General features: G+C 46.5%; 14 protein-coding genes and 1 tRNA gene. 10 read left to right on the plus strand and 5 right to left on the minus strand.

Features of this window, described 5'->3' with window-relative positions; translation table 11 throughout:
* Positions 1 to 146 precede the first annotated feature (146 nt).
* From QUB37_RS20855 to QUB37_RS20865, 3 genes are all read left to right on the plus strand, one after another.
* Positions 147 to 219: transfer RNA gene (locus tag QUB37_RS20855), tRNA-His, on the plus strand.
* A gap of 360 nt (positions 220 to 579) precedes the next feature.
* On the plus strand, positions 580 to 4,884 hold the full coding sequence (locus QUB37_RS20860; protein ID WP_333165630.1) for an AAA domain-containing protein: 4,305 nt from the start codon (positions 580 to 582) through the stop codon (positions 4,882 to 4,884).
* The gene (locus QUB37_RS20865) at positions 4,862 to 5,752 is read left to right on the plus strand and encodes a hypothetical protein (protein ID WP_333165633.1); all 891 of its coding nucleotides are present in this window, start codon (positions 4,862 to 4,864) and stop codon (positions 5,750 to 5,752) included. Before QUB37_RS20860 ends, QUB37_RS20865 begins: the two co-directional genes overlap by 23 nt.
* An 8-nt stretch (positions 5,753 to 5,760) precedes the next feature.
* Here QUB37_RS20865 and QUB37_RS20870 read toward each other — a convergent pair whose 3' ends face one another.
* From QUB37_RS20870 to QUB37_RS20880, 3 genes are all read right to left on the minus strand, one after another.
* Positions 5,761 to 5,892 (minus strand): hypothetical protein, encoded by a 132-nt coding sequence (locus tag QUB37_RS20870; protein ID WP_333165636.1) that lies wholly within the window; start codon positions 5,890 to 5,892, stop codon positions 5,761 to 5,763.
* Between the two features lie 70 nt (positions 5,893 to 5,962).
* On the minus strand, positions 5,963 to 6,739 hold the full coding sequence (locus QUB37_RS20875) for a DUF3747 domain-containing protein (protein WP_333165638.1): 777 nt from the start codon (positions 6,737 to 6,739) through the stop codon (positions 5,963 to 5,965).
* 433 nt (positions 6,740 to 7,172) lie between these two features.
* Positions 7,173 to 8,165 (minus strand): ribose-phosphate pyrophosphokinase, encoded by a 993-nt coding sequence (locus QUB37_RS20880; protein ID WP_333165641.1) that lies wholly within the window; start codon positions 8,163 to 8,165, stop codon positions 7,173 to 7,175.
* 608 nt (positions 8,166 to 8,773) lie between these two features.
* Here QUB37_RS20880 and QUB37_RS20885 point away from each other — a divergent pair.
* The 4 genes from QUB37_RS20885 (at position 8,774) to QUB37_RS20900 (ending at position 13,509) form a co-directional block, all read left to right on the plus strand.
* Positions 8,774 to 9,232 carry a GatB/YqeY domain-containing protein gene (locus tag QUB37_RS20885; protein ID WP_333165644.1) on the plus strand — a complete coding sequence of 153 codons (459 nt, stop codon included), beginning with the start codon at positions 8,774 to 8,776 and terminating at the stop codon, positions 9,230 to 9,232.
* Between the two features lie 394 nt (positions 9,233 to 9,626).
* Entirely contained in the window at positions 9,627 to 11,270 is a 1,644-nt protein-coding gene (locus QUB37_RS20890; protein ID WP_333165647.1) for a protein kinase domain-containing protein, read from the plus strand.
* Between the two features lie 60 nt (positions 11,271 to 11,330).
* The gene (gene bioD / locus QUB37_RS20895; protein WP_333165649.1) at positions 11,331 to 12,038 is read left to right on the plus strand and encodes a dethiobiotin synthase; all 708 of its coding nucleotides are present in this window, start codon (positions 11,331 to 11,333) and stop codon (positions 12,036 to 12,038) included.
* A gap of 256 nt (positions 12,039 to 12,294) precedes the next feature.
* The gene (locus tag QUB37_RS20900) at positions 12,295 to 13,509 is read left to right on the plus strand and encodes a M20 family metallopeptidase (protein WP_333165651.1); all 1,215 of its coding nucleotides are present in this window, start codon (positions 12,295 to 12,297) and stop codon (positions 13,507 to 13,509) included.
* A 137-nt stretch (positions 13,510 to 13,646) separates the two neighbouring features.
* Here QUB37_RS20900 and QUB37_RS20905 read toward each other — a convergent pair whose 3' ends face one another.
* Entirely contained in the window at positions 13,647 to 14,627 is a 981-nt protein-coding gene (locus QUB37_RS20905; protein ID WP_333165654.1) for an aldo/keto reductase, read from the minus strand.
* Between the two features lie 347 nt (positions 14,628 to 14,974).
* The gene (locus tag QUB37_RS20910; protein WP_333165656.1) at positions 14,975 to 16,366 is read right to left on the minus strand and encodes a glycoside hydrolase family 10 protein; all 1,392 of its coding nucleotides are present in this window, start codon (positions 16,364 to 16,366) and stop codon (positions 14,975 to 14,977) included.
* 283 nt (positions 16,367 to 16,649) lie between these two features.
* Here QUB37_RS20910 and QUB37_RS20915 point away from each other — a divergent pair, with 283 nt between their 5' ends.
* The 3 genes from QUB37_RS20915 (at position 16,650) to QUB37_RS20925 (ending at position 19,660) form a co-directional block, all read left to right on the plus strand.
* Positions 16,650 to 17,897, plus strand: coding sequence for an FAD-dependent oxidoreductase (locus QUB37_RS20915; RefSeq protein WP_445300047.1), 1,248 nt, complete (start codon positions 16,650 to 16,652; stop codon positions 17,895 to 17,897).
* Between the two features lie 143 nt (positions 17,898 to 18,040).
* On the plus strand, positions 18,041 to 18,703 hold the full coding sequence (locus QUB37_RS20920) for a DUF2834 domain-containing protein (RefSeq protein WP_333165661.1): 663 nt from the start codon (positions 18,041 to 18,043) through the stop codon (positions 18,701 to 18,703).
* A 204-nt stretch (positions 18,704 to 18,907) separates the two neighbouring features.
* Positions 18,908 to 19,660 (plus strand): gamma-glutamyl-gamma-aminobutyrate hydrolase family protein, encoded by a 753-nt coding sequence (locus QUB37_RS20925; RefSeq protein ID WP_333116399.1) that lies wholly within the window; start codon positions 18,908 to 18,910, stop codon positions 19,658 to 19,660.
* The last annotated feature ends 1 nt before the right edge of the window (position 19,661 follow it).

Genomic DNA, 19,661 nt, shown 5'->3' on the forward strand with positions numbered 1-19,661 from the left:
GAGAATTGTGCTATAGTCTTACTGTGCTTGGAACTTGAGGCATAATCGATCTGTCCGGTTGAGGGACGCTCAGAAATATTTCAAAATATTTTTGCCCTACCCCTAGACTTGTGCTGAGATCTGATGCTATAGTTACAAAAGATATGGCGAGTGTAGCCAAGTGGTTAAGGCAGTGGTTTGTGGTACCACCATTCGTGGGTTCAATTCCCATCATTCGCCCTTTTGATTCTAAACAGTTTAATTCGATCGCCTCCGGGTGGGCTTCAGCAAACCTTAATCTTTGGGATTTAGCCGTTCTGTCGGTATCATTTGTGTCCACTTAACGTTAAAAGTAGTATAGGTCTGCTGTTTGACAGTTAGGTCTAGATCCCCCCTAACCCCCCTTAATAAGGGGGGGACAAGAGCGTGATCAAAGTCAACCCCTACTCCCCTTATTAAGGGGGATTTAGGGGGATCTAGACTCAGCAAAAAGCCAGATTTATCAGGGGTTGCAGGCTCTAGTTGACACCAATGTGTCGGCACAAGTTCCGATGTGCTAATCTTAAATCCAATCTAAAATCTAAAATCTAAAATCAAAATATGCCGTCTTTAGTAGCAGAAGATTGGGGATATAAATTTAGTGGCGATCGCACAATTAATAAGTTTATTCGGGATATAGAAGGAGAAGCGGCTTTAGGGAAATATTGCGATTGGGAATGCAGAGAGCGTGCGGAAATTCTGATGTCTGAGATTGCCGGCAAATCCCACAGTCTTTTCTACGTGCGTCGCCAAAAGGTAAATGAGAGATTTTCGGAAGAAGAAATCTGGGAATTGCTGCTTGCTACGGATGGAGATGATTTTGAATTACCGCAATTGTTGCAACAAGCTGATCGCACTTTGCGGTTGTTAGCAACTGTACGCTGTGAAGACGGAATTGGCGGTTTAAAACTGCTGGATGCTGGTTTGGTGGCGGTTCCCAGAGGGAGGAAAGATGGGTATGCTTTGCCGGTTCAGTTGCGACTTTTGGCTAACAGTCGCTCACCAATTCCTGTAAAGTCGATCGCCCGCGTCCAACAAATGCCATTTTGGGACGACAGACACATACCAACGACGGAACAACTAAAAGTTTGGCATACTTTTTTAAATGTGGAAAAACGCATTGCGGAAGCGCGTCAATTTTGCGTGCCTTTTCGCGGTCATAATTACGGTTCCGGCTTTAAAATCGTCACTTTTGAAATTGAACGTAATTCCGCAACTCTTGACGGCTATGAGGAAAATTCCTTAGAATTGGGCGACTTTCGCGAAAGGCTGAAAAAAGCCAGAAATGAAGAAATTATTCTGTTTGATTCGCCGCCCGGAAGCAGAAGCAGCCGAGATGGAGAGACATTGGGTAGCATCGCTGAAATAGACTTTGAACATGGTAAATTACGCATTAAGTTAGATGTTGATTTAGGCGATCGCATGGCGGGCGGGCGATATCAAATGCCCAAACAAGGATTCTTGTATTTTGAGGCTGCGGGCGATATCAGTCAGATCGAACGCAAGAAAAAAGCTTTAAAAATGCTGACAGATGGCCGCGCTCAAAATCCCTATTTGAGTGAGTTTTTATTCGACTCTTCTCAGGCGCGAATGCCGGAAAAACTGATTAAATTGGATCGGGAAAACTTATTAAATCGCAATGCTAATGAGGATCAACTTGCTGCCGTAGAAACGGTGCTTTCGGCGCGGGATTTAATTTTGATTCAAGGCCCGCCGGGAACGGGCAAAACGACTGTGATTGCGGAGATTTGCTACCAAATTGCCCGTCAGGGTGGCAAAACGCTGATTGCTTCGCAAGCAAATTTGGCTGTAGATAATGCTTTGAGTCGGTTAGTTCACAACCCGGCGATTCGGGCTTTGCGGAAGGGAAAAGCTCATAAGGTACAGGAAGAAGGGCAGCCGTTTTTGGAGGAAAATGCGATCGGCACTTGGCTGCAAAATACGGCGACTGACTGCGAAGAAAAGCTCTCGCAGCGCCTGACTAATATCAAATCTTTGCGGCAGTTGCTGGCAGAATCAGAGCGATTTACCGCCTACTGTGCCGCAGAGAGAGATTTTTTTAATGGACTAAAACACCTGCACGACAGTAAAGCAAATCTTGAGGAAAAGTGCAGCCAGCAAGCAGCAGAGTATGAACAGATTTTAACCGAAAAAATGGAGATTGAACCTCTAGTTAGTGGGTTAGAAAATCTGCTGGATGCGCCTAATGTCAACTGGGAATCTCCAGAAAATGCCGAGTTTATGCCCCGACTAAAACCCTATTCCGAAGGCAATGTTTTAGTAGAAAACTTTATGGCAAATGTTCGGATTGCCGCTAGCAATGCTATTCAAATAGGCTTCGATCGCCCTGCTTGCGGCGCGTTTGGGATTGCGGTTTGGTTGCAGGAAACAGTAGCAGCGCAAATATCGGAATTTAAGACGGCATTCGATCGCGCTGATGATGTTTGTCACGCTATGTCGGCGGTTGCGGAGTCGTTGCGGGCGTCGCGGCAGATGTCTGAGGCTGTGAATCAACTCGAATTGGGCGATCGGCAAAATCAGACACACCGCCACAATCTCGAACAGAAAATCAAGAATTTGGAACTGCGAAAAGCGGAAATTGCAGCCGTTGTTGTAGCCGTTGCACAGTGGATTGAGACGGCAGATACGGGACTCTATGAAGTTGTGAAAACTTGCTGGGAAACGGGCGCAATCCTGACGGATGATATGGTAGAATTGCCCGCAGGATTGCTGAAAATTGCCCGATCGCTCAAATTGCCGATCGTGCCGCCCAAATGCAAAATCAATTTGCCCGATTTGGATCGGTTGCAAAAGGCGGTAGCCCACGAAGAAAGCGCAGGTTTTAAGGATATACAAGGGCAACAGTTCCGGTTTAGCGAGTTTTTGCACCTAAATTTGAGTCAAACGCCGATCGTGCTCTCTGCGGGCGATCGTACACAGTGGCAACAACTCGCCAAAGACTTCGCCAGCTACTCCCAAGTCAGCCAAAGTCAGCGCAAATTTATCATCGAAAAAGCTCGCACTTTCTTAGGTAGCATTCAACAATTTTATAGTGAATCCTTGCAGCCAAATCACATCCAGGCTACCTTCGATCGCCTAGTCAAAGAATTGCTGCACAGTATCCTCGCAAATGCGCGTCAGTGCGTGGTTCCCCTGAAAACCGAAACCGAACAGCAGCTTATCAAACAGCAACAGTTATTAGATAAAATCGGTCAAACCTTAAACCAGCAGCAAATATCCGCCGCTAAACTTCAGGTAGAAACAGCACAGCAAGAGGCAAACTTAAAAATTAGCGAAGTTACTAATTTGTTGCAAGCAATTGTCCAACAGCCAAATGTACCTGAAAAGTTGCGGATTTTAGCCGAACAATATCTCGCCCAAAAATCAAATATTTGGGAGCAACCGCAGCATTTTGTCAAGCAAGTTGAGGCTTGGAAAGCAAGCGCGCTTCAGCTTGAAAAATCCATTGCTGACTTAGAACCTTTTGGGGTTTTGGAGACTATCAAAAAGAGTCTTGACGAGCATTTATCCCCGCTGCAAATTGCGGCTGCAACTTCGCAGCAGCAACTCGCCGAACTTCAAGCCGAGTTGAGCGAAATTAACGCTCAACTGCAACAGCAACAACCAACCGCAGCATTACTTGTTGAGAGAAATTGGTGGGAGTCAGCATGGCAAACTATCCCGACTCAATACCAGCCAGAAGTTCCGAATACAGGATTATTCAGCGGAGCTTTTTTAAGCAAAATTAAGCGTCTCTTCAAAACTTGGCAGCGGAAATTAGAACAAGAAGAAATCGCCCTAAATCGCTCTCAAAACTTTGTGACAGATTGGATTCAAAAACTCCGCAATCCATCAGAAAAAGACCGCAACGATTTAAAGCAAATTTATATTGACAATGCCAACGTGATCGGCATTACTTGCGTGCAAGCTGCTAGTTTCGATTTTACTAAAAACTTTCCCAGCTTTGATGCAGTCATCATTGACGAAGTTAGCAAATGCACTCCGCCAGAGTTGTTAATCCCCGCTTTGAAGGGCAGAAAGTTAGTATTAGTGGGCGATCACAGGCAATTGCCGCCGATGTTTAATCAAAGTACGATCGACGATATTGCCGAAGACATCGGCTGTACCGGAGACGAACTTAGCTTTATCAAAGAATCGCTGTTCAAAGTTTTGTTTGAAAATGCCAGCGACAGCATCAAAAAAATGCTGACAACTCAGTATCGAATGCACCCACAAATCATGGGCGCAATCAATCAGTTTTACCAGCAAAAACTCAACTGTGGCATCCAGGAAGCTGACACCAAACGCGCCCACAACCTCGCAGGTAGAATCATTCAAGAAAATAATCACATTCTGTGGGTGAAAACGCCGATCGGACAAGGATTTGAAGAGGAAAAACAGGGTACTTCGCGGTTGAATGTTAAGGAGATTGATGCGATCGAGCGTTTGTGCGAACAAATGGAGACAGCTTGGCGGCCCAAAGTTGCCGACGGTGAACCACCGAAAGAAATCGGAATTATCACTTTTTATGCTGCTCAATTGAATGCAATTAAAGACAGAATCGAAGGGGAAAGATTCCCTGCTTTGAGCATCCGTACTGGTACGGTTGACATATTTCAAGGCATGGAAAGACCTGTAATTATTGTCAGCACAGTGTGCAATAATGTTAGGGGCGATATTGGATTTGCGAAGGAACCGGAACGGGTGAATGTGGCATTTTCCCGCGCTCAAGAATTGCTGGTAGTTGTCGGCTGCCACGATTTATTTACCCAACAAACAGGTACAGTGGGAAAAATGTATCAGGAAGTTTCAAAAACGGTGCGTCACTGCGGAGGTTTTGTAGATGTTTCTAGCGTCCTCAACTAAACCAATAGACTCGAATTTAAGTTCGCTAGCCGAACAGATTGAGCAACAAAATCCGGGTTTGTCGGTGTTGGCGGCGCGTCAATTCCGCTTTGCAATCCGGCAAACTCCGCTGGAGGTGGCGATTAGCGAACCGCGCGAGTTTAACGTGTTGGAAGAGTTTATTTTGCGGGCGGGCGTTGAGTTTGAACCTGCGCCAACTTTGAAGGAATTGGCGGATTTGCTGGGGTTGGACGAGATTTTTGTGAAGACTACGGCGGCGACTCTGGTTAGTTTGGAAAGTTTGGAGGTGGCTGAAAATGGGCAAATTGCGATCGCCCCGCAAGGTAGAGATTTTTTCGATAAAGGTGCAGTTAGTCGATCGCAAATTCAATCAATTTATGCCATTTCCGATCCGCTGAATCAAACTCTTACCTTTAAATTCGATGCTTTAGCGACAGAATCGGTCAACTTGCCCGATTTAGCAGATTTAGTATCGCTCGAACATAAAATTAGCGACCTTGCGAATTTAAGTCTAGCAGAAATCCAGCCGTTAATTCAAGCTTCCGGTTTAGGAATTCACGTCCCCGAAAACGGCAAAATTGTCTCTGCTTGCGATGTCGTAGGCGACGATTTAGATATTTGGCAAACAGTCTCGATTTTTGTGTTGCTAGATGCGATCGAAAATAAAACTACTATTCAAGCCAGACAGGGAAAACAAATATTAGAAACAGCATCAAACTTGCTAAATGAACTCGAATCCCAGCACAAACTTTCCTTGAACGACTTGTGTGAAGTAAACCCAGACATAGCACACCAAGAATCCGAGACAATCCCCGTCCAGAAAACTCCTAAAAAGCCATCTAAGAAGAAACGGAAGGAAACGATATGATGAGGACTTTAGTCCTCACTACGAACAGGTATTCCTTTCCAGGATTTCAATACTAAAGATACCAATTGCTCTCTGGTAACAGCAAGTTGCGGTCGAAAGGTATTATCTTGAGAAAACCGGGCTACAAACCCAAAGCCCACAGCTTCTTTAATTTCGGAAGCGTAGATATCATCGGTAGCTATCTCCGAATTGTAGAAGGGTCAGTATTGCCTACGGTATTGGTATTTCCTGCGGTATTGGCTGCGGTATTGGCTGCGGTATTGGCTGCGGTGTTGGCTGCGGTGGCTGGGGTATTGGCTGCGGTATTGCCTCCGGTATTTGTATTGGTATTGGCTGCGGTATTTGTATTGGTATTGGCTGCGGTATTGCTTCGGTATTGCCTCCGGTATTGCCTCCGGTATTGCCTCCGGTATTGCCTCCGGTATTGCCAATTTCTTCCGGTGCGGGTTGATTGGTAGTGAAATAAAAGTGACCTAATGTGCGACCTTGGTAAGCCCTTTTACTCAAGCGCCAAGCAGGATCGAGAGTGACTTTCATGAATTCGTTAGCATCGCCATTTGTGCGACCGATAATCACAGATTTACCTTGGTAATCTACCGGAGTTCCAATTAGTAGAACATCCCCATCAACACTTTCCAAAGTCAGGGCGTATGTTAATGCTAAATCAGTGCCTGCCATGCGAATTGAAAAGCCGTTGCTGTCTGTTGCGCGGCCACAAATACCGGTGAAATCAAAACTAACTAATAATGGATCGACTTTCACGGGATTAGAGCCACTTTCGCTCCAGCATTTCCGCTTGTCAGATACCTGTTCTACAATTAGCAATTGGTAGCCACCGGAAGGGCGGGGTTGGGCGATGACAATTACTCGGTCTTGGTTAATGTCGGTTTCGTCAAAAGTAAATGCTTTAGCCGAACCGATCGCGCCAAGTGTTAAAATTGCTGAACCTGCCAGTGCTGCCACTGTTCGTACAAGTGAATGTTTCATGATTTTTCCCTATTGGCTCCTTATTATGATGAGACTTATCTAGAATATAAAAAAGTCGCCCTCTTCAGACAACAAGATAGAATTTTACCATCTCTTGTTCCGGTGGTACCAAGTGCGATCGATCGCCGATCGTCACATTGGTTCGTAGTGAAAACTCAACTCCGAGCGAATTTTATGAGGACTTGAGTCCTCCCTACAAAGTTATAAGCGTTATTTTACCGAGGAACTTGATAAGCTGTTCGACCTCTCAATTGTATTTTCCGGGCGGGCGCGACGCCCACTCCACAAGAATTTGATGGGACTTGAGAGTAAAAGTTAGATGCGCCTGGGCTGATTACTTGCGGGAAACGATCGCACTATTGGGCAAAAAAACGGTGCGTTACACTCTTGTTAACGCACCCTAAAACACACATTCAAAAACTGTCTTTGCCCTCTAGCGGAACATACTGCTAACAGAACTATCTTCGTGAATCCGCCAAATAGTTTCTCCGAGCAAATTGGCTACCGACAGCACCGTCAACTGCTCAAAACGGTTCTCTTCCGGCACAGGAATTGTATTCGTAACAATTACCTCTTCCAAAATCCCGCTAGACAAACGCTCGATCGCCGGAGGCGAAAACACCGCATGAGTAGCACAAGCATAAACCTGCCTCGCACCCTCCCGGCGCAACAATCTCGCACCTTCAGAAATCGTGCCGGCAGTATCGATCATGTCGTCCACCAACACGGCTGTTTTGCCGCTCACATCACCGATGAGGTTCATCACTTCTGCCACGTTGTGAGCTTGGCGGCGCTTGTCAATAATTGCCAGGGGAGCATCACCAAGCTTTTTGGCAAAAGCTCTCGCCCTAGCGACTCCGCCAACATCCGGCGAAACCACAACAATATCCGTCAACTGCTTGCTCGCCAGATAATCCAAAAGCACCGGCGAACCGTAAACGTGATCGAAAGGAATGTCAAAATAACCTTGAATCTGAGCCGAGTGCAAATCCATCGCCAAAATGCGACCGGCCCCAGCTTCCGTAATCAAATTAGCCACTAATTTTGCAGTAATCGACTCTCTTCCGGCCGTTTTGCGGTCAGCCCTAGCATATCCGTAATAGGGGATGACGGCAGTAATTTGTCTGGCCGAAGCGCGGCGACAAGCATCGATCATAATTAACAATTCCATGAGGCGATCGTTTACCGGACAGCAAGTTGGCTGAATCAAGTAAACATCGCAACCCCGAATCGATTCTTGAATTTGAACGTACAGTTCCCCATCAGCAAACCGCTTGCGAACCATCGGCCCCAAATCAATCCCCAGATAGCGAGCCACCTCTTGGGCGAGGGGAATATTAGCAGAACCGGAGAACAGCCGCAGACGGTCATGAGCGGAAACCGGCGGCTCGGGAAGCGGAAGCGGTAAAGTAGCAGAACGGATCACAGCAGGCCTCTTGCAGGACGTTTATTCCATCGCTATCTTACCATCTGAAACTAGAAATATTCAGCCAATTTTTTAATAGATTTAACTTTCGGGGCGACCACAAGTGTGAAGTTAGGCGAATTGAATAGGACTTGCAGAAATATGTCCAACAAATCCGGTTTCTACCCCACATTCGGTATCCTTAACGGTCAGAATCGGTTTTTACTTATTTTTATCCAGCAATAAAACTATGAATTATACTTGAATACCGTACATTAACGGATATAAAACTTGTTAAAGGCATAATTTATTACTGTAAAGATAGAGTTTTCTACGTAATTATGCTGTATGACACGCCAGGGTGTGGAATGTGGGTTGTAGCGAACTCTGTACTGGCAGAAGTACGATCGCACTTGTGCCCCTGCCTCTCAAAGTTCTGGCGTGAGTCAATTTGGGGCTGAGGCTGCAAGTGCAGCCACCCCAAATTCCGTCGAAAGCCCAAGGCATCCGGGTTCAATGCGAGAAAAATGCCACCAACAGGCAATAAACTTGAAAAATACTGTAAAAAAAGTTAAGAATCGGAAGCATACTTCAGATTTTTGATATCGGGCAAAGCAAGGTAGAAATCGATGAGCTTAAGAGAACGCATTGACGCAGAAATCAAAGCAGCCATGAAGTCCAAGGACAAAGTTCGCTTGGAAACAGTTCGTGGCATCAAGAAATTTATTCTCGAAAAAGAAGTCAGCCTCCGTCCCTCCGGGCAAGAAACGCTGACAGAAGCTCAAGAAATGGAAATTTTGATGCAAATAGCCAAACAGCGCCGGGATTCGATCGAACAATACCGCAAAGGTGGCCGCGAAGATTTAGTGGCACAAGAGGAGGCGGAGTTGGCAATTGTTGAAGAGTATTTGCCGGCGCAGATGTCAGACGAAGAGGTGAGTCAAGTCGTTGACGAAGTGATTGCCTCGGTTGGCGCTACTTCTGCAAAGGATATGGGCAAGGTGATGGGCAAGGCAATGCAGCAGCTTAAGGGCAAAGCAGACGGTAACAGAATTCAAGAGATGGTGAAAGCAAAGCTTAATCAGTAGTCAGTAGTCAGTAGTCAGTAGTCAGTAGTCAGTAGGCATCTCCCATAAATAATCTCAAGCTTTATAGAGATGTATGGCTTAGGCCGAGGGGCGACAATTTATTAGGGCTAAGACCAAAAACCCGGTTTCTACGAAAAATCGTGCATTTATCCCTTGAGATATTAACGCAGAAACCGGGTTTTTGATGGGATATGCGGGTTACAACCTGTGTATTTTCGTGAAAAAATCCGGTTTCTGACCATGCTTGCATCCAAGAATGTCAAAAGAATGTAAAATACTAACTTTGGTCGGGACTGGGAACTAGAGACAGTGAAGTATGCTATGAAGCCTTAAAGACGTAGCAGTCTAAGTCTGTGAGCGATCGTCTATTTTTTAACAGTTTCTACTTAAACTTATGCAGCCACCTATTGCTATTGGAACTCTCCTACAAAACCGCTACCGCTTGGTGAATATTTTAGGTCAAGGAGGATTTGGCCGGACTTATTTAGTAGAAGATTTGGGACGGTTTCAAGAACGCTGCGCCCTGAAGGAATTGATTCCGGTGCAAAGCGGGCCTTACGTTTTGGAAAAATCGAAGGAATTGTTTCAAAGAGAGGCGGCAATACTTTACCAAATTGGGCATCCACAAATTCCCCAGTTTCGGGCAATATTTGAAGAGAACCAGCGTTTGTTTTTAGTGCAGGATTACGTGGAAGGAATGACTTACCGCGAACTGTTGCTCGATCGAACTTCAACTGGTCGCACCTTCACTGAAGCCGAAGTCTTGGTATTTATCCGGCAAATGCTGCCGGTACTGGCTCACATCCACGCCCGCGGCATCATCCACCGCGACATCTCCCCAGAAAATATAATTCGGCGGGAAAATGACCAAATGCCTGTGCTGATTGACTTTGGAGTGGTGAAGGAACTCGCCACCAAAGTCCAGTCTCCCGAAGGAACAGCCCACGCAACAACTGTCGGCAAAATCGGCTACGCGCCGATGGAACAGTTGCAAAGCGGGCGGGCAACAGCCAGCAGCGACCTCTACGCTTTAGCCGTAACGGCGATCGTCCTGCTGACGGGCAAAGAACCGCAGGAATTGCTCGATCAAACAACGCTGCAGTGGAATTGGCAGCAGCAAGCTCAGGTGAGCACGGGTTTGGCTTTGGTGCTCAATCGGATGTTGAGCCGGTCTCCGGGCGATCGATATCAATCTGTCAGCGAAGTCGCCCAAGCACTCGACGCCCAAACTAATCCTAAGCCTAGCCAGCCAACTGTACCGCCCGCGCAGCCAGCAGTTGTGCCGACAAACCCTTCGCTCATAGCAACGGTGGCCGTGGGCAGGCCGCCAGAGCCCGCCGCCCAGAGTTCCCACCCGCAAAACCAGCCCGACCCGTTAATTGAGCCTGTTGGCGGCTCTTTTTGGGACAATCCCATTGCTGCGATCGGTCTGCTGGCGGGCTTAGTAATCTTGACAGGCTTCGGTTCCTGGGCTTTAGTCGGCTCATTTCTCAACAATTCGCGCCCCAAACCCACTCCGACTGCGCCAGCACTCATAAATCCCACGCCGACACTAACTCCCATACCAAACCCGCTACCTTTGCCAACCCCAACCCCGCAACCTTTGCCAACCCCAACCCTACAACCTTTGCCGGAACCAAGCCCAGAACCTTTGCCGGAACCAAGCCCAGAACCTTTGCCGGAACCAAGCCCAGAACCTTTGCCGGAACCAAGCCCAGAACCCAGCCCAGCGCCAACTCCCACACCAAAACCGACGCCCGCGCCGACTCCCGCGCCCAAACCGACGCCCAAACCGACGCCCGCACCAACTCCCGCACCCAAACCAACACCCGCGCCGTCCCCAACACCAGCACCAACTCCCGCACCAACTCCCGCACCATCACCGGAACCAGCCCCAACTCCCGCACCGTCGCCGGAACCGGAACCAACTCCCGCGCCGTCACCGGAACCGGAACCAACACCAGCGCCGTCACCGGAACCCGAACCCACGCCGTTACCGGAACCACTACCAACACCCGCACCATCGCCAGAACTCTAAACTTCTGGCAAAATTCCCCTAGACTGAGGTTGAGGCCAATTATTTGTTAGCTATTTGTCAATGAACTCCTTGCTAATTGCTGGAACTGATACCGACGCGGGCAAAACTGTTTTGACCAGCGCTCTGGCTGCTTATTGGCAAATGTATTTTCCCGATCGCAGTTTGGGAATTATGAAACTCATGCAAACGGGAACGGGCGATCGCGAACTCTACACTCGTTTGTTTGCCCTCGACCAATCCCCCGAAGAACTCAATCCGCTGCACTTTGATGCGCCTCTAGCACCACCAATTGCTGCGGAACTGGAGGGGAGACGTATCGAACTCGAAAAGGTCTGGACGGCGCTGCAAAGCCTCTCTGAACGCAAGGATTTTGTGTTGGTGGAAGCTTTGGGAGGGCTGGGTTCGCCTGTAACGCGGGAACTGACGGTGGCCGATATTGCCAGGGATTGGCGGCTGAGGGGGGTTTTGGTAGTACCTGTGAGGTTGGGGGCGATCGGGCAAGCTGTAGCGAATCTTGCTCTCGCCAGACACACTGGTTTTAAGCTGAGAGGAATTGTGCTCAATTGCGTTAAAGCTTATTCTGAACAAGAAATTGCCGATTTAGCGCCCGTTGATTTGATCCAGTCGCTGACTCAAATACCTGTGTTGGGTATTTTGCGGCATTTAGATGACCCGACTGACCTTGCTAAATTAGCTAAAGTTGCTTCAGATTTAGATTTAGAGCGGTTACTGCCAGGGGTGAATTTAGTTGCTCAGACTTCTAAATAACCCTATTCTAAACACCTCTCTTTCTCATTCCTCTCTTCCTCTGCGTACTCTGCGTCCTCTACGGTTCATTTTAAAAAAATATCCGGCCCAACTGGGATAGGATTGAAGAAGATTTTATTTTAACCGCAGAGAGCGCAGAGACCGCAGAGAAACAGCAGAGAGAGTTTCACGACTTATTCTGGATTGCTATAATTAGTGATTACCATTTATTAAGTGCTTAAATCTAAAACCTAATCAAAAAAAAGGAGAATAAAACATGGTTTCTACTTTACCGAATTTAACTTCTGTGGATTTATCTCAGTTGCGGCTGGAGATTAGAAATTTGCAGCCTCAGCTAGTAGAATGGCGTCGCCTTTTGCACCAAAAACCGGAGTTGAGTTTTGATGAAAATTTAACGGCGCAGTTTATCTCGCAAAAGTTGCAGGAATGGGGAATTGAGCATGAAACTAATATTGCTAAAACTGGTATTGTCGCCACTATAGACAGCGGCAAACCGGGGCGGGTTTTGGCAATTCGAGCTGATATGGATGCTTTGCCGATTCAAGAAGAAAATGAGGTGGATTATCGATCGCAGCATGATGGAATTATGCACGCTTGCGGCCACGACGGCCACACTGCGATCGCCCTTGGTACTGTCTGTTATCTTGCTAAGCACAAACACAGCTTTTCGGGTAAGGTAAAATTTATCTTTCAGCCCGCCGAAGAAGGGCCAGGAGGCGCAAAACCGATGATTGAAGCGGGAGTTTTGAAGAATCCTGATGTTGATGCGATCGTCGGCTTGCATTTGTGGAACAATCTACCGTTGGGTACTGTAGGCGTCCGCAGGGGCGCGCTGATGGCGGCTGTCGAAGTTTTTGACTGCACGATTTTTGGGAAAGGTGGACACGGCGCAATGCCACATCAGACTGTGGACTCGATCGTCGTTACAGCCCAAATTGTCAGCGCTTTGCAGGCAATTGTCGCGCGGAACATTGACCCGATCGACTCAGCAGTAGTAACTGTCGGCCAATTCCACGCAGGCCACACGCACAACGTCATTGCCGACACCGCTCAAATCGGTGGCACGGTGCGCTATTTCAATCCTGCATATCAAGGTTATTTTGCCAAGCGAATCGAGCAACTAATTGCCGGAATTTGTCAGAGTCACGGGGCCAATTACCAATTAGATTATTGTTCGCTGTACCCGCCAGTTATTAATGATTCGAGAATAGCTGAATTGGTGCGCGGCGTTGCAGAATCCGTTGTCGAAACTCCTGCAGGAATCGTGCCGGAATGTCAAACAATGGGCGGCGAGGATATGTCGTTCTTTTTGCAAGAAGTGCCAGGTTGCTATTTCTTTTTGGGTTCAGCAAATCCAGAGAAAAACTTGGCTTACCCGCACCATCACCCGCGTTTTGATTTTGATGAAACTGCGTTGGGGATGGGTGTAGAAATGTTTGTGCGGTGTGTCGAAAATTTTTGTGCGATGTAAATAAGTCTTTTATGGGCGGGCTAGAAGCCCAACCCCTACTCCCCACAAGAAAATTTAGTTTTTGTGGAACAGGCAAATTCATGTCTTGTGGAACAGGCATCTTGCCTGTTCATGAGAATGATAAAACATCTCAGATATTACCGAGTTTGAAAAATATTCTGCACCATTTTTTTATCTACACTCGCCGCCGCCTTATCCAATTCGGTAATCTCCCCGGAGTCTAACTCCCAGCCCAAAGTACCAATATTATCCCTCGCCTGTGCCGCAGATTTCGCCCCCGGAATCGGAATAGTTTCTTTGCAGATGCACCAGTTGATGGCTACCTGGGAAACCGTTTTGTTTCTGAATGTCGATATTTCTCGCAAACACTCCAAAAGCGATCGCATTCCCGGAAGTAGCTGCTTGCACGCCAAACCTCGGATACCTTTAGGAAGAGGGCCGTTTTCGGAATATTTACCCGTCAGCAACCCCAAGGCTAGAGGACTGTAAGCAATCAATTTTATCCCCAATTCATCGCACACATCTTTCAATCCGAGTTCTGTCACCGGATAGGTGGAAAGTAGCGAATATTGCACTTGTAAAGTAACAATAGGAATTTGGCGATCGCTAAATCTTTGATGCACCCATTTCAGCCGTTTCGGCCCGTAATTAGACAATCCCACTCCCTTGACCAATCCTTGCTCATAAAGGTCAGCCAAACCATCTAAAAGAGCCCCCTCTTGCCAAGGAGCGTAATTAGCTGTAGACCAGTGCATTTGCACCAAATCTACATTTTTCCCGAGGCGCGCAGCAGAGGCTTTGCAAGCCGATATCATTGATTGTCGCGTCAGCCTCCAAGGATAAGCCGCCAGTTTTGTCGCAATACAAATACTGTCTTTATTTACACCTTGATATTGTTGAGAAAACTGCCCCAAAAGCTGCTCGCTGCGTCCGTTTAATTTCCCTGTTCCGTAAGAGTCGCCGGTATCAAATAAAGTCACACCGTTACTAATACAAAGATTGAAAACGGCTTGCAATTCCTCGTCCATACTTTCGTTGTAGCCCCAGAGAAATCTGTTGCCCCAAGCCCAAGTGCCGCAGCCCATTTTTGGAAGTAAAATTTTTTGGTTAGTTGACATTTTTATTGATGGTAGTTGTTGGTAATACGGATATTTTATAGGAACATAACTCGGTATCGCCTAGCCCCCAGTAGAGCTGTTTCATTCTGCCACAGGCCGCCAGGGACTCAAGTTCCTGTCTAATAGCATAAGTCGGTTTTAAGCGACTAAAATAGTAATCTCTATTTTGGAAATTAGAGTTACACATATATTCAGCGCTAACTCTATACAAAAACACCTTTGATAGAATTGCTACAGTCGTCTAAAGACGACTTCAGCTATGAGACAGAGGTTTAAACCCCTGTCGGACTGTCGGACTAATGGCACACCCTACAAAATTACCAATGACTGATGACTTGTTAATTCTTTTACGTGGTTGGCGAGGGTGAAGGTGTGCTGTTTTTGGTAGGTTGCTCTGGCTTAGTTTTAGGATCTGGTTTTGGTGGTGGCGGCGGAGGGAAAGTAGCCGCGCGTCTGGGTATTTGTAGCGCTGTTCGGAATGCAGAAGACGGGAAGAAAGCACTAAATTGAGACAGTCGATGGGCGATGGGTTCGGGCGCATATTCCCACAAGCTTTCGTAGTAGAAGAAAGCGGCGCCTAAGCCGTATTCTTGGACTGCTTGCACCTGAGATTTAATTTGCTCAATCGGTACTGGGTTATTTCTCAAACCTGTCATAATTCCAACTCCGGTGGGAATCTTTTGCTGTGCTTCTTGCATTTCTGGACGGTTAATCTTGCCCACAAATGATGCTAAATTGGGACGGTACACTTGCACGATTAGCTCGTCGGCAATATCCAAGCGCACCCAAGTCAGCCAATCTTGTAGATGATGTTTGTAAGCAAACTCGTAGTAATTGGGAGAAATTGAGAAAATTGCATTGGGCTTGACTGCTTTGACGGCTTGATTTAGCTGCGACATAAAAGCCGTAATTTTATTGGCTCGCCACTGCACCCATGCTGGATTTTGAAAATCTTTGGGCGGCGCTTTTTTGGTTTCTTTGGTATACAAAGCAACTGTGTACTCATCGTATCCAAATTCCGACGGCAAACTCATGTGGTCGTCAAATTGAATGCCGTCGGCGTTGTATTGAGTGGTGATTTCTAGTACGAGTTCGGTAATGAATTGCTGAACTTCGGGATGAAAGGGATTGAGCCAAACTACTTCGCCGCCCGCGCCGTTTGATGTTTGGCTGCCGTCCTGTTTTTGTGTCAGCCAATCGGGATGATTTAAGGCTAATTCTGAGGTGGGAGGAGCCATGAAACCAAACTCAAACCAAGGAATTACTAGCAGGCCTTGGCGGTGAGATTGAGCGATTAAATCTGCGATCATATCTTGTCCCTCTAACCCTCTGTAAACAAAGGGTTGAATATCTCTTTGCTGCGCTACATTGCTGGGATACATTGCATAGCCAGAATTCCAGACAACGGGATAGATTGTGTTGAAATTTAACCGTTTTAGTTTGCTGACAGCATCTCCTAGTTTGCGACGATCTCTGAGGATGTCTTTGTCGTTTGTCGTCATCCAAACGCCGCGAATTTCCTGGCGGGGTTGCTGGGCGATCGCCGGAATGAAATTGTTCGCCAGCAATACTATAATGAATGAGAGGGCAAACAGAAGCGGGAAAAGAGTTTTAATCGATCGCTGCCAACTGCGCGGAATGATGCGTAATGTCATAGTTTTGAATGGTGAGTTAGCTATTGAAACACACCCCGACATAATTTGATGATAAAATTTGCTCGCTCTACAGTCTACAGCCATTTGCGCTGAATGTGGGATCGGTTAACTGAAATGGGTGAATTGATGTTATGCGATCGCAACTGAGTTCATTATAATCTCTGAGACAGAGGGTAAGTGACAGCATTCTGTCTAACTGCTGGGAAATCATTAATTACGCACTGCCAGCTATCCTTACCGGACTTTGCGGCCCAAGGAGTGCGAGTGCTGTACAATATTGGTGCTGGAACATTTCGATCGAACATCTGTAATTGTGAAAGATTTAGTCTTAATTGGTGGCGGTCACAGTCATGCTATCGTATTAAAAATGTTCGGTATCAAACCGCTACCGGAAGTGCGTTTGACTCTGATTAGCGACGTGCTGCACGCGCCTTATTCGGGGATGCTGCCGGGGCACGTTGCCGGGTTTTACGATTATGATGAATGTCACATCGATTTGCGCTCGCTCGCTGAATTTGCCAGGTGTCAAATAGTTGTCGATCGGGCGATCGCGATCGACCTTAACAAAAATTTAGTTATTTGTCAAACTCGGCCTCCGATTAATTTTGATGTGCTTTCTGTGGATATCGGCAGCACTCCTGCGACTTTATCTGTACCGGGTGCGGCAGAATATGCAATTGCAGCAAAACCCGTACCGGAGTTTTTAGCTAGCTGGAATCAGTTAATTTCCGAAAGGCAAAACCATCCCCAAAAACCGCTGCGGATAGCCATTGTCGGCGGCGGTGCTGGCGGCGTAGAATTAGCATTAAATATGCAATCTCGATTGGGGAAGGAAGAGGGAAGAAGGAAGAAGGAAGAAGGAAGAGGGAAGAGGGAAGAAGAAAGAGGGAAGAAGGAAGAGGGAAGAAGGAAGAGGGAAGAAAATTTAGAAAATTTATCATCAGAAATTCATTTGTTTCACAGCGGTGCTGAATTGATGCAGGGACACAATCAGCGGGTGCGCCTACGCCTTCAAGAAATTCTCATCAGTCGCGGCATTAAACTGCATTTAATGGAAAAAGTTATTGCTATAGAAAAGCCAGAAACGATTGACATAGAAGATAATCAAGAATGCCCGATGCCCAATGCCCAATGCCCAATACCCAATGCCAAAATTTCCTGTCAATCAGGTTTAGAATTAGAGTGCAATCGCATTTTTTGGGTGACACAAGCATCGGCAGCCAATTGGATAAGAGAATCCGGTTTAGCAGCCGACTCAAACGGCTTTATGGAAGTCAACGATTGCCTACAATCAGTCTCTCACCCCAACGTATTTGGGGCTGGAGACATCTGCGCGATGGTTAATTATCCGCGTCCCAAAGCAGGCGTGTTTGCTGTGCGTCAGGGCAAACCGCTGTTTAAAAATTTGCAGCAGTTTTTATTGGAAAAACCGCTGAAACCCTTTGCACCGCAAGAACAATACTTAGGGCTAATTGGTACTGGGAATAAAATGGCGATCGCATCTCGCGGCAATTTCATGTGGGAATCATGGTTATTGTGGTATTGGAAAGATTGGATCGATCGCCAATTTATGCAACAATTTAGCAATCTGCCCAAAACAGGCGATAGCAAATAGCAATACATTCAGAAGATGCTCACATTTTATCCGCTCTCATCTTCTCTTCTCTTCCTCTGCGTCCTCTGCGGTTAATAAAAAAAGTGTTATTCAAAAACGCTTTAAAATTGTTATAGTAATATCAGAAGTAAAGAAAACTAACTATGTTCAGAAAAATTGAATTTGGGCTGCTTTGGATTGCATTTATCACCTACGCCTTTGTATTTTCACCACCCGACAGTCCAGAAAAAACTATCACACTAATTACCAATATTTCCACAGGCAAAATAGCAGACATCAACCCTTTAATTGTAGCGTTATTCAACCTCATGGGAGTCTGGCCGCTCATCTACAGTTGCGTCTTATTTGCTGACGGCAGGGGGCAGAAAATACCTGCATGGCTATTTGCCACTTTATCCTTTGGCGTCGGCGCCGTTGCCTTGCTGCCTTATTTAGCCCTACGCGAACCGAATCCTGAATTTCCCGGTCATAAAAATATCTTTTTAAAGATATTAGACTCCCGTTTTACTGCCATTGTCCTAACATTGGGTGCTGCTGCTTTAGTTTCTTTTGGGTTGACAAAAGGCGATTGGTATGATTTTATGATACAGTGGCAAACCAACCGTTTTATCCACGTAATGAGTTTAGATTTTTGTATGCTTTGCCTACTATTTCCTGCCTTATTAGGAGACGATATGGCGCGCCGAGGAATGCAAAACTCTACAGCATTTTGGGCAGTAACATTAGTACCGCTGTTCGGGCCGTTGGCTTATCTGTGTACGCGCAAACCGCTGCCGGAAACTAATACTAAAACTGTTACAAATTAGACAGCAGTGCAGGGAATTCTCAGTTTAATGTAGGAATCAATCACAAGTAATCAGACAAGAAACAGGCAAGATGCCTGTTCCACAATAAGTAAGTTTTATTGTGGGGAGTAGGGGTTGGGCTTCTAGCCCGCCCATGAAACACTGATTACAAATAGTGCCAAATCTGAGTATTAATGTAAATAATTATCTCCCAGTCTCTAGCAAATGAAAAAATTTCCGATTGTTGGCATCACAACATCCAACCGCTGTTCAGCAGGCGAGTATCGCTTAAATGGAACTTATATTGATGCAGTTCAGGCGGCTGGTGGCATTCCGATTTTGCTGCCGCCCAATCAATTAGATCCGGCTAGTATTTTTGATGCAGTAGATGGTTTGATTTTTTCCGGGGGCGGAGATATAAACCCAGAACTTTACGGCGGTTATGTCGATCGCACAGTTTACTCGGTTAATGCAGAACGCGACAATTTTGAATTAAGCTTAGCAAAGCTAGCTTTGAAAGCTGACATACCTGTGTTGGGGATTTGCCGGGGAATGCAAATGTTGAACGTAGCCAGCGGTGGCAGTTTGGTGATTCACGTACCGGATGCTTACGGAGATGAGGTTAATCACGGATCGGGAATTCCCCCGCGTGCGATCGAGCATACCATTGAAATTGAGCCAAACAGTCGCCTAGCAAAAATTATGGGAAAAACTTCAACAACAGTTGTTTCCTGGCATCATCAAGCAGTGAGGAAGGTAACATCCGATTGGCGAATTGTAGCCGATGCACCTGACACTTTGGTAGAAGCAATGGAACACTGCTATCACCCTTGGATGATAGCAATTCAATGGCACCCGGAAATGTCGCCAAACTGTTCCTTCAACTCTGGAATTTTTAGGGCTTTCGTAGAAGCAGCCGCTTCAAAATTCATGAATTCTACCAAGTCAGCATCACAAGCAATTCCTACATTTTTATAGT

It is taken from the genome of Microcoleus sp. AT3-A2, from assembly GCF_036705685.1.
GTDB lineage: Bacteria > Cyanobacteriota > Cyanobacteriia > Cyanobacteriales > Microcoleaceae > Microcoleus.

Excerpts from the sequence above, each read along its gene's own strand:
- QUB37_RS20915 (WP_445300047.1), top strand. The coding sequence starts at position 16,650 with ATGTTCGGTATCAAACCGCTACCGGAAGTGCGTTTGACTCTGATTAGC.
- QUB37_RS20910 (WP_333165656.1), bottom strand. The coding sequence starts at position 16,366 with ATGGCTGTAGACTGTAGAGCGAGCAAATTTTATCATCAAATTATGTCG.
- QUB37_RS20860 (WP_333165630.1), top strand. The coding sequence starts at position 580 with ATGCCGTCTTTAGTAGCAGAAGATTGGGGATATAAATTTAGTGGCGAT.
- QUB37_RS20905 (WP_333165654.1), bottom strand. The coding sequence starts at position 14,627 with ATGTCAACTAACCAAAAAATTTTACTTCCAAAAATGGGCTGCGGCACT.
- QUB37_RS20885 (WP_333165644.1), top strand. The coding sequence starts at position 8,774 with ATGAGCTTAAGAGAACGCATTGACGCAGAAATCAAAGCAGCCATGAAG.
- QUB37_RS20865 (WP_333165633.1), top strand. The coding sequence starts at position 4,862 with ATGTTTCTAGCGTCCTCAACTAAACCAATAGACTCGAATTTAAGTTCG.
- QUB37_RS20890 (WP_333165647.1), top strand. The coding sequence starts at position 9,627 with ATGCAGCCACCTATTGCTATTGGAACTCTCCTACAAAACCGCTACCGC.
- QUB37_RS20925 (WP_333116399.1), top strand. The coding sequence starts at position 18,908 with ATGAAAAAATTTCCGATTGTTGGCATCACAACATCCAACCGCTGTTCA.
- bioD (WP_333165649.1), top strand. The coding sequence starts at position 11,331 with ATGAACTCCTTGCTAATTGCTGGAACTGATACCGACGCGGGCAAAACT.
- QUB37_RS20875 (WP_333165638.1), bottom strand. The coding sequence starts at position 6,739 with ATGAAACATTCACTTGTACGAACAGTGGCAGCACTGGCAGGTTCAGCA.
- QUB37_RS20920 (WP_333165661.1), top strand. The coding sequence starts at position 18,041 with ATGTTCAGAAAAATTGAATTTGGGCTGCTTTGGATTGCATTTATCACC.
- QUB37_RS20900 (WP_333165651.1), top strand. The coding sequence starts at position 12,295 with ATGGTTTCTACTTTACCGAATTTAACTTCTGTGGATTTATCTCAGTTG.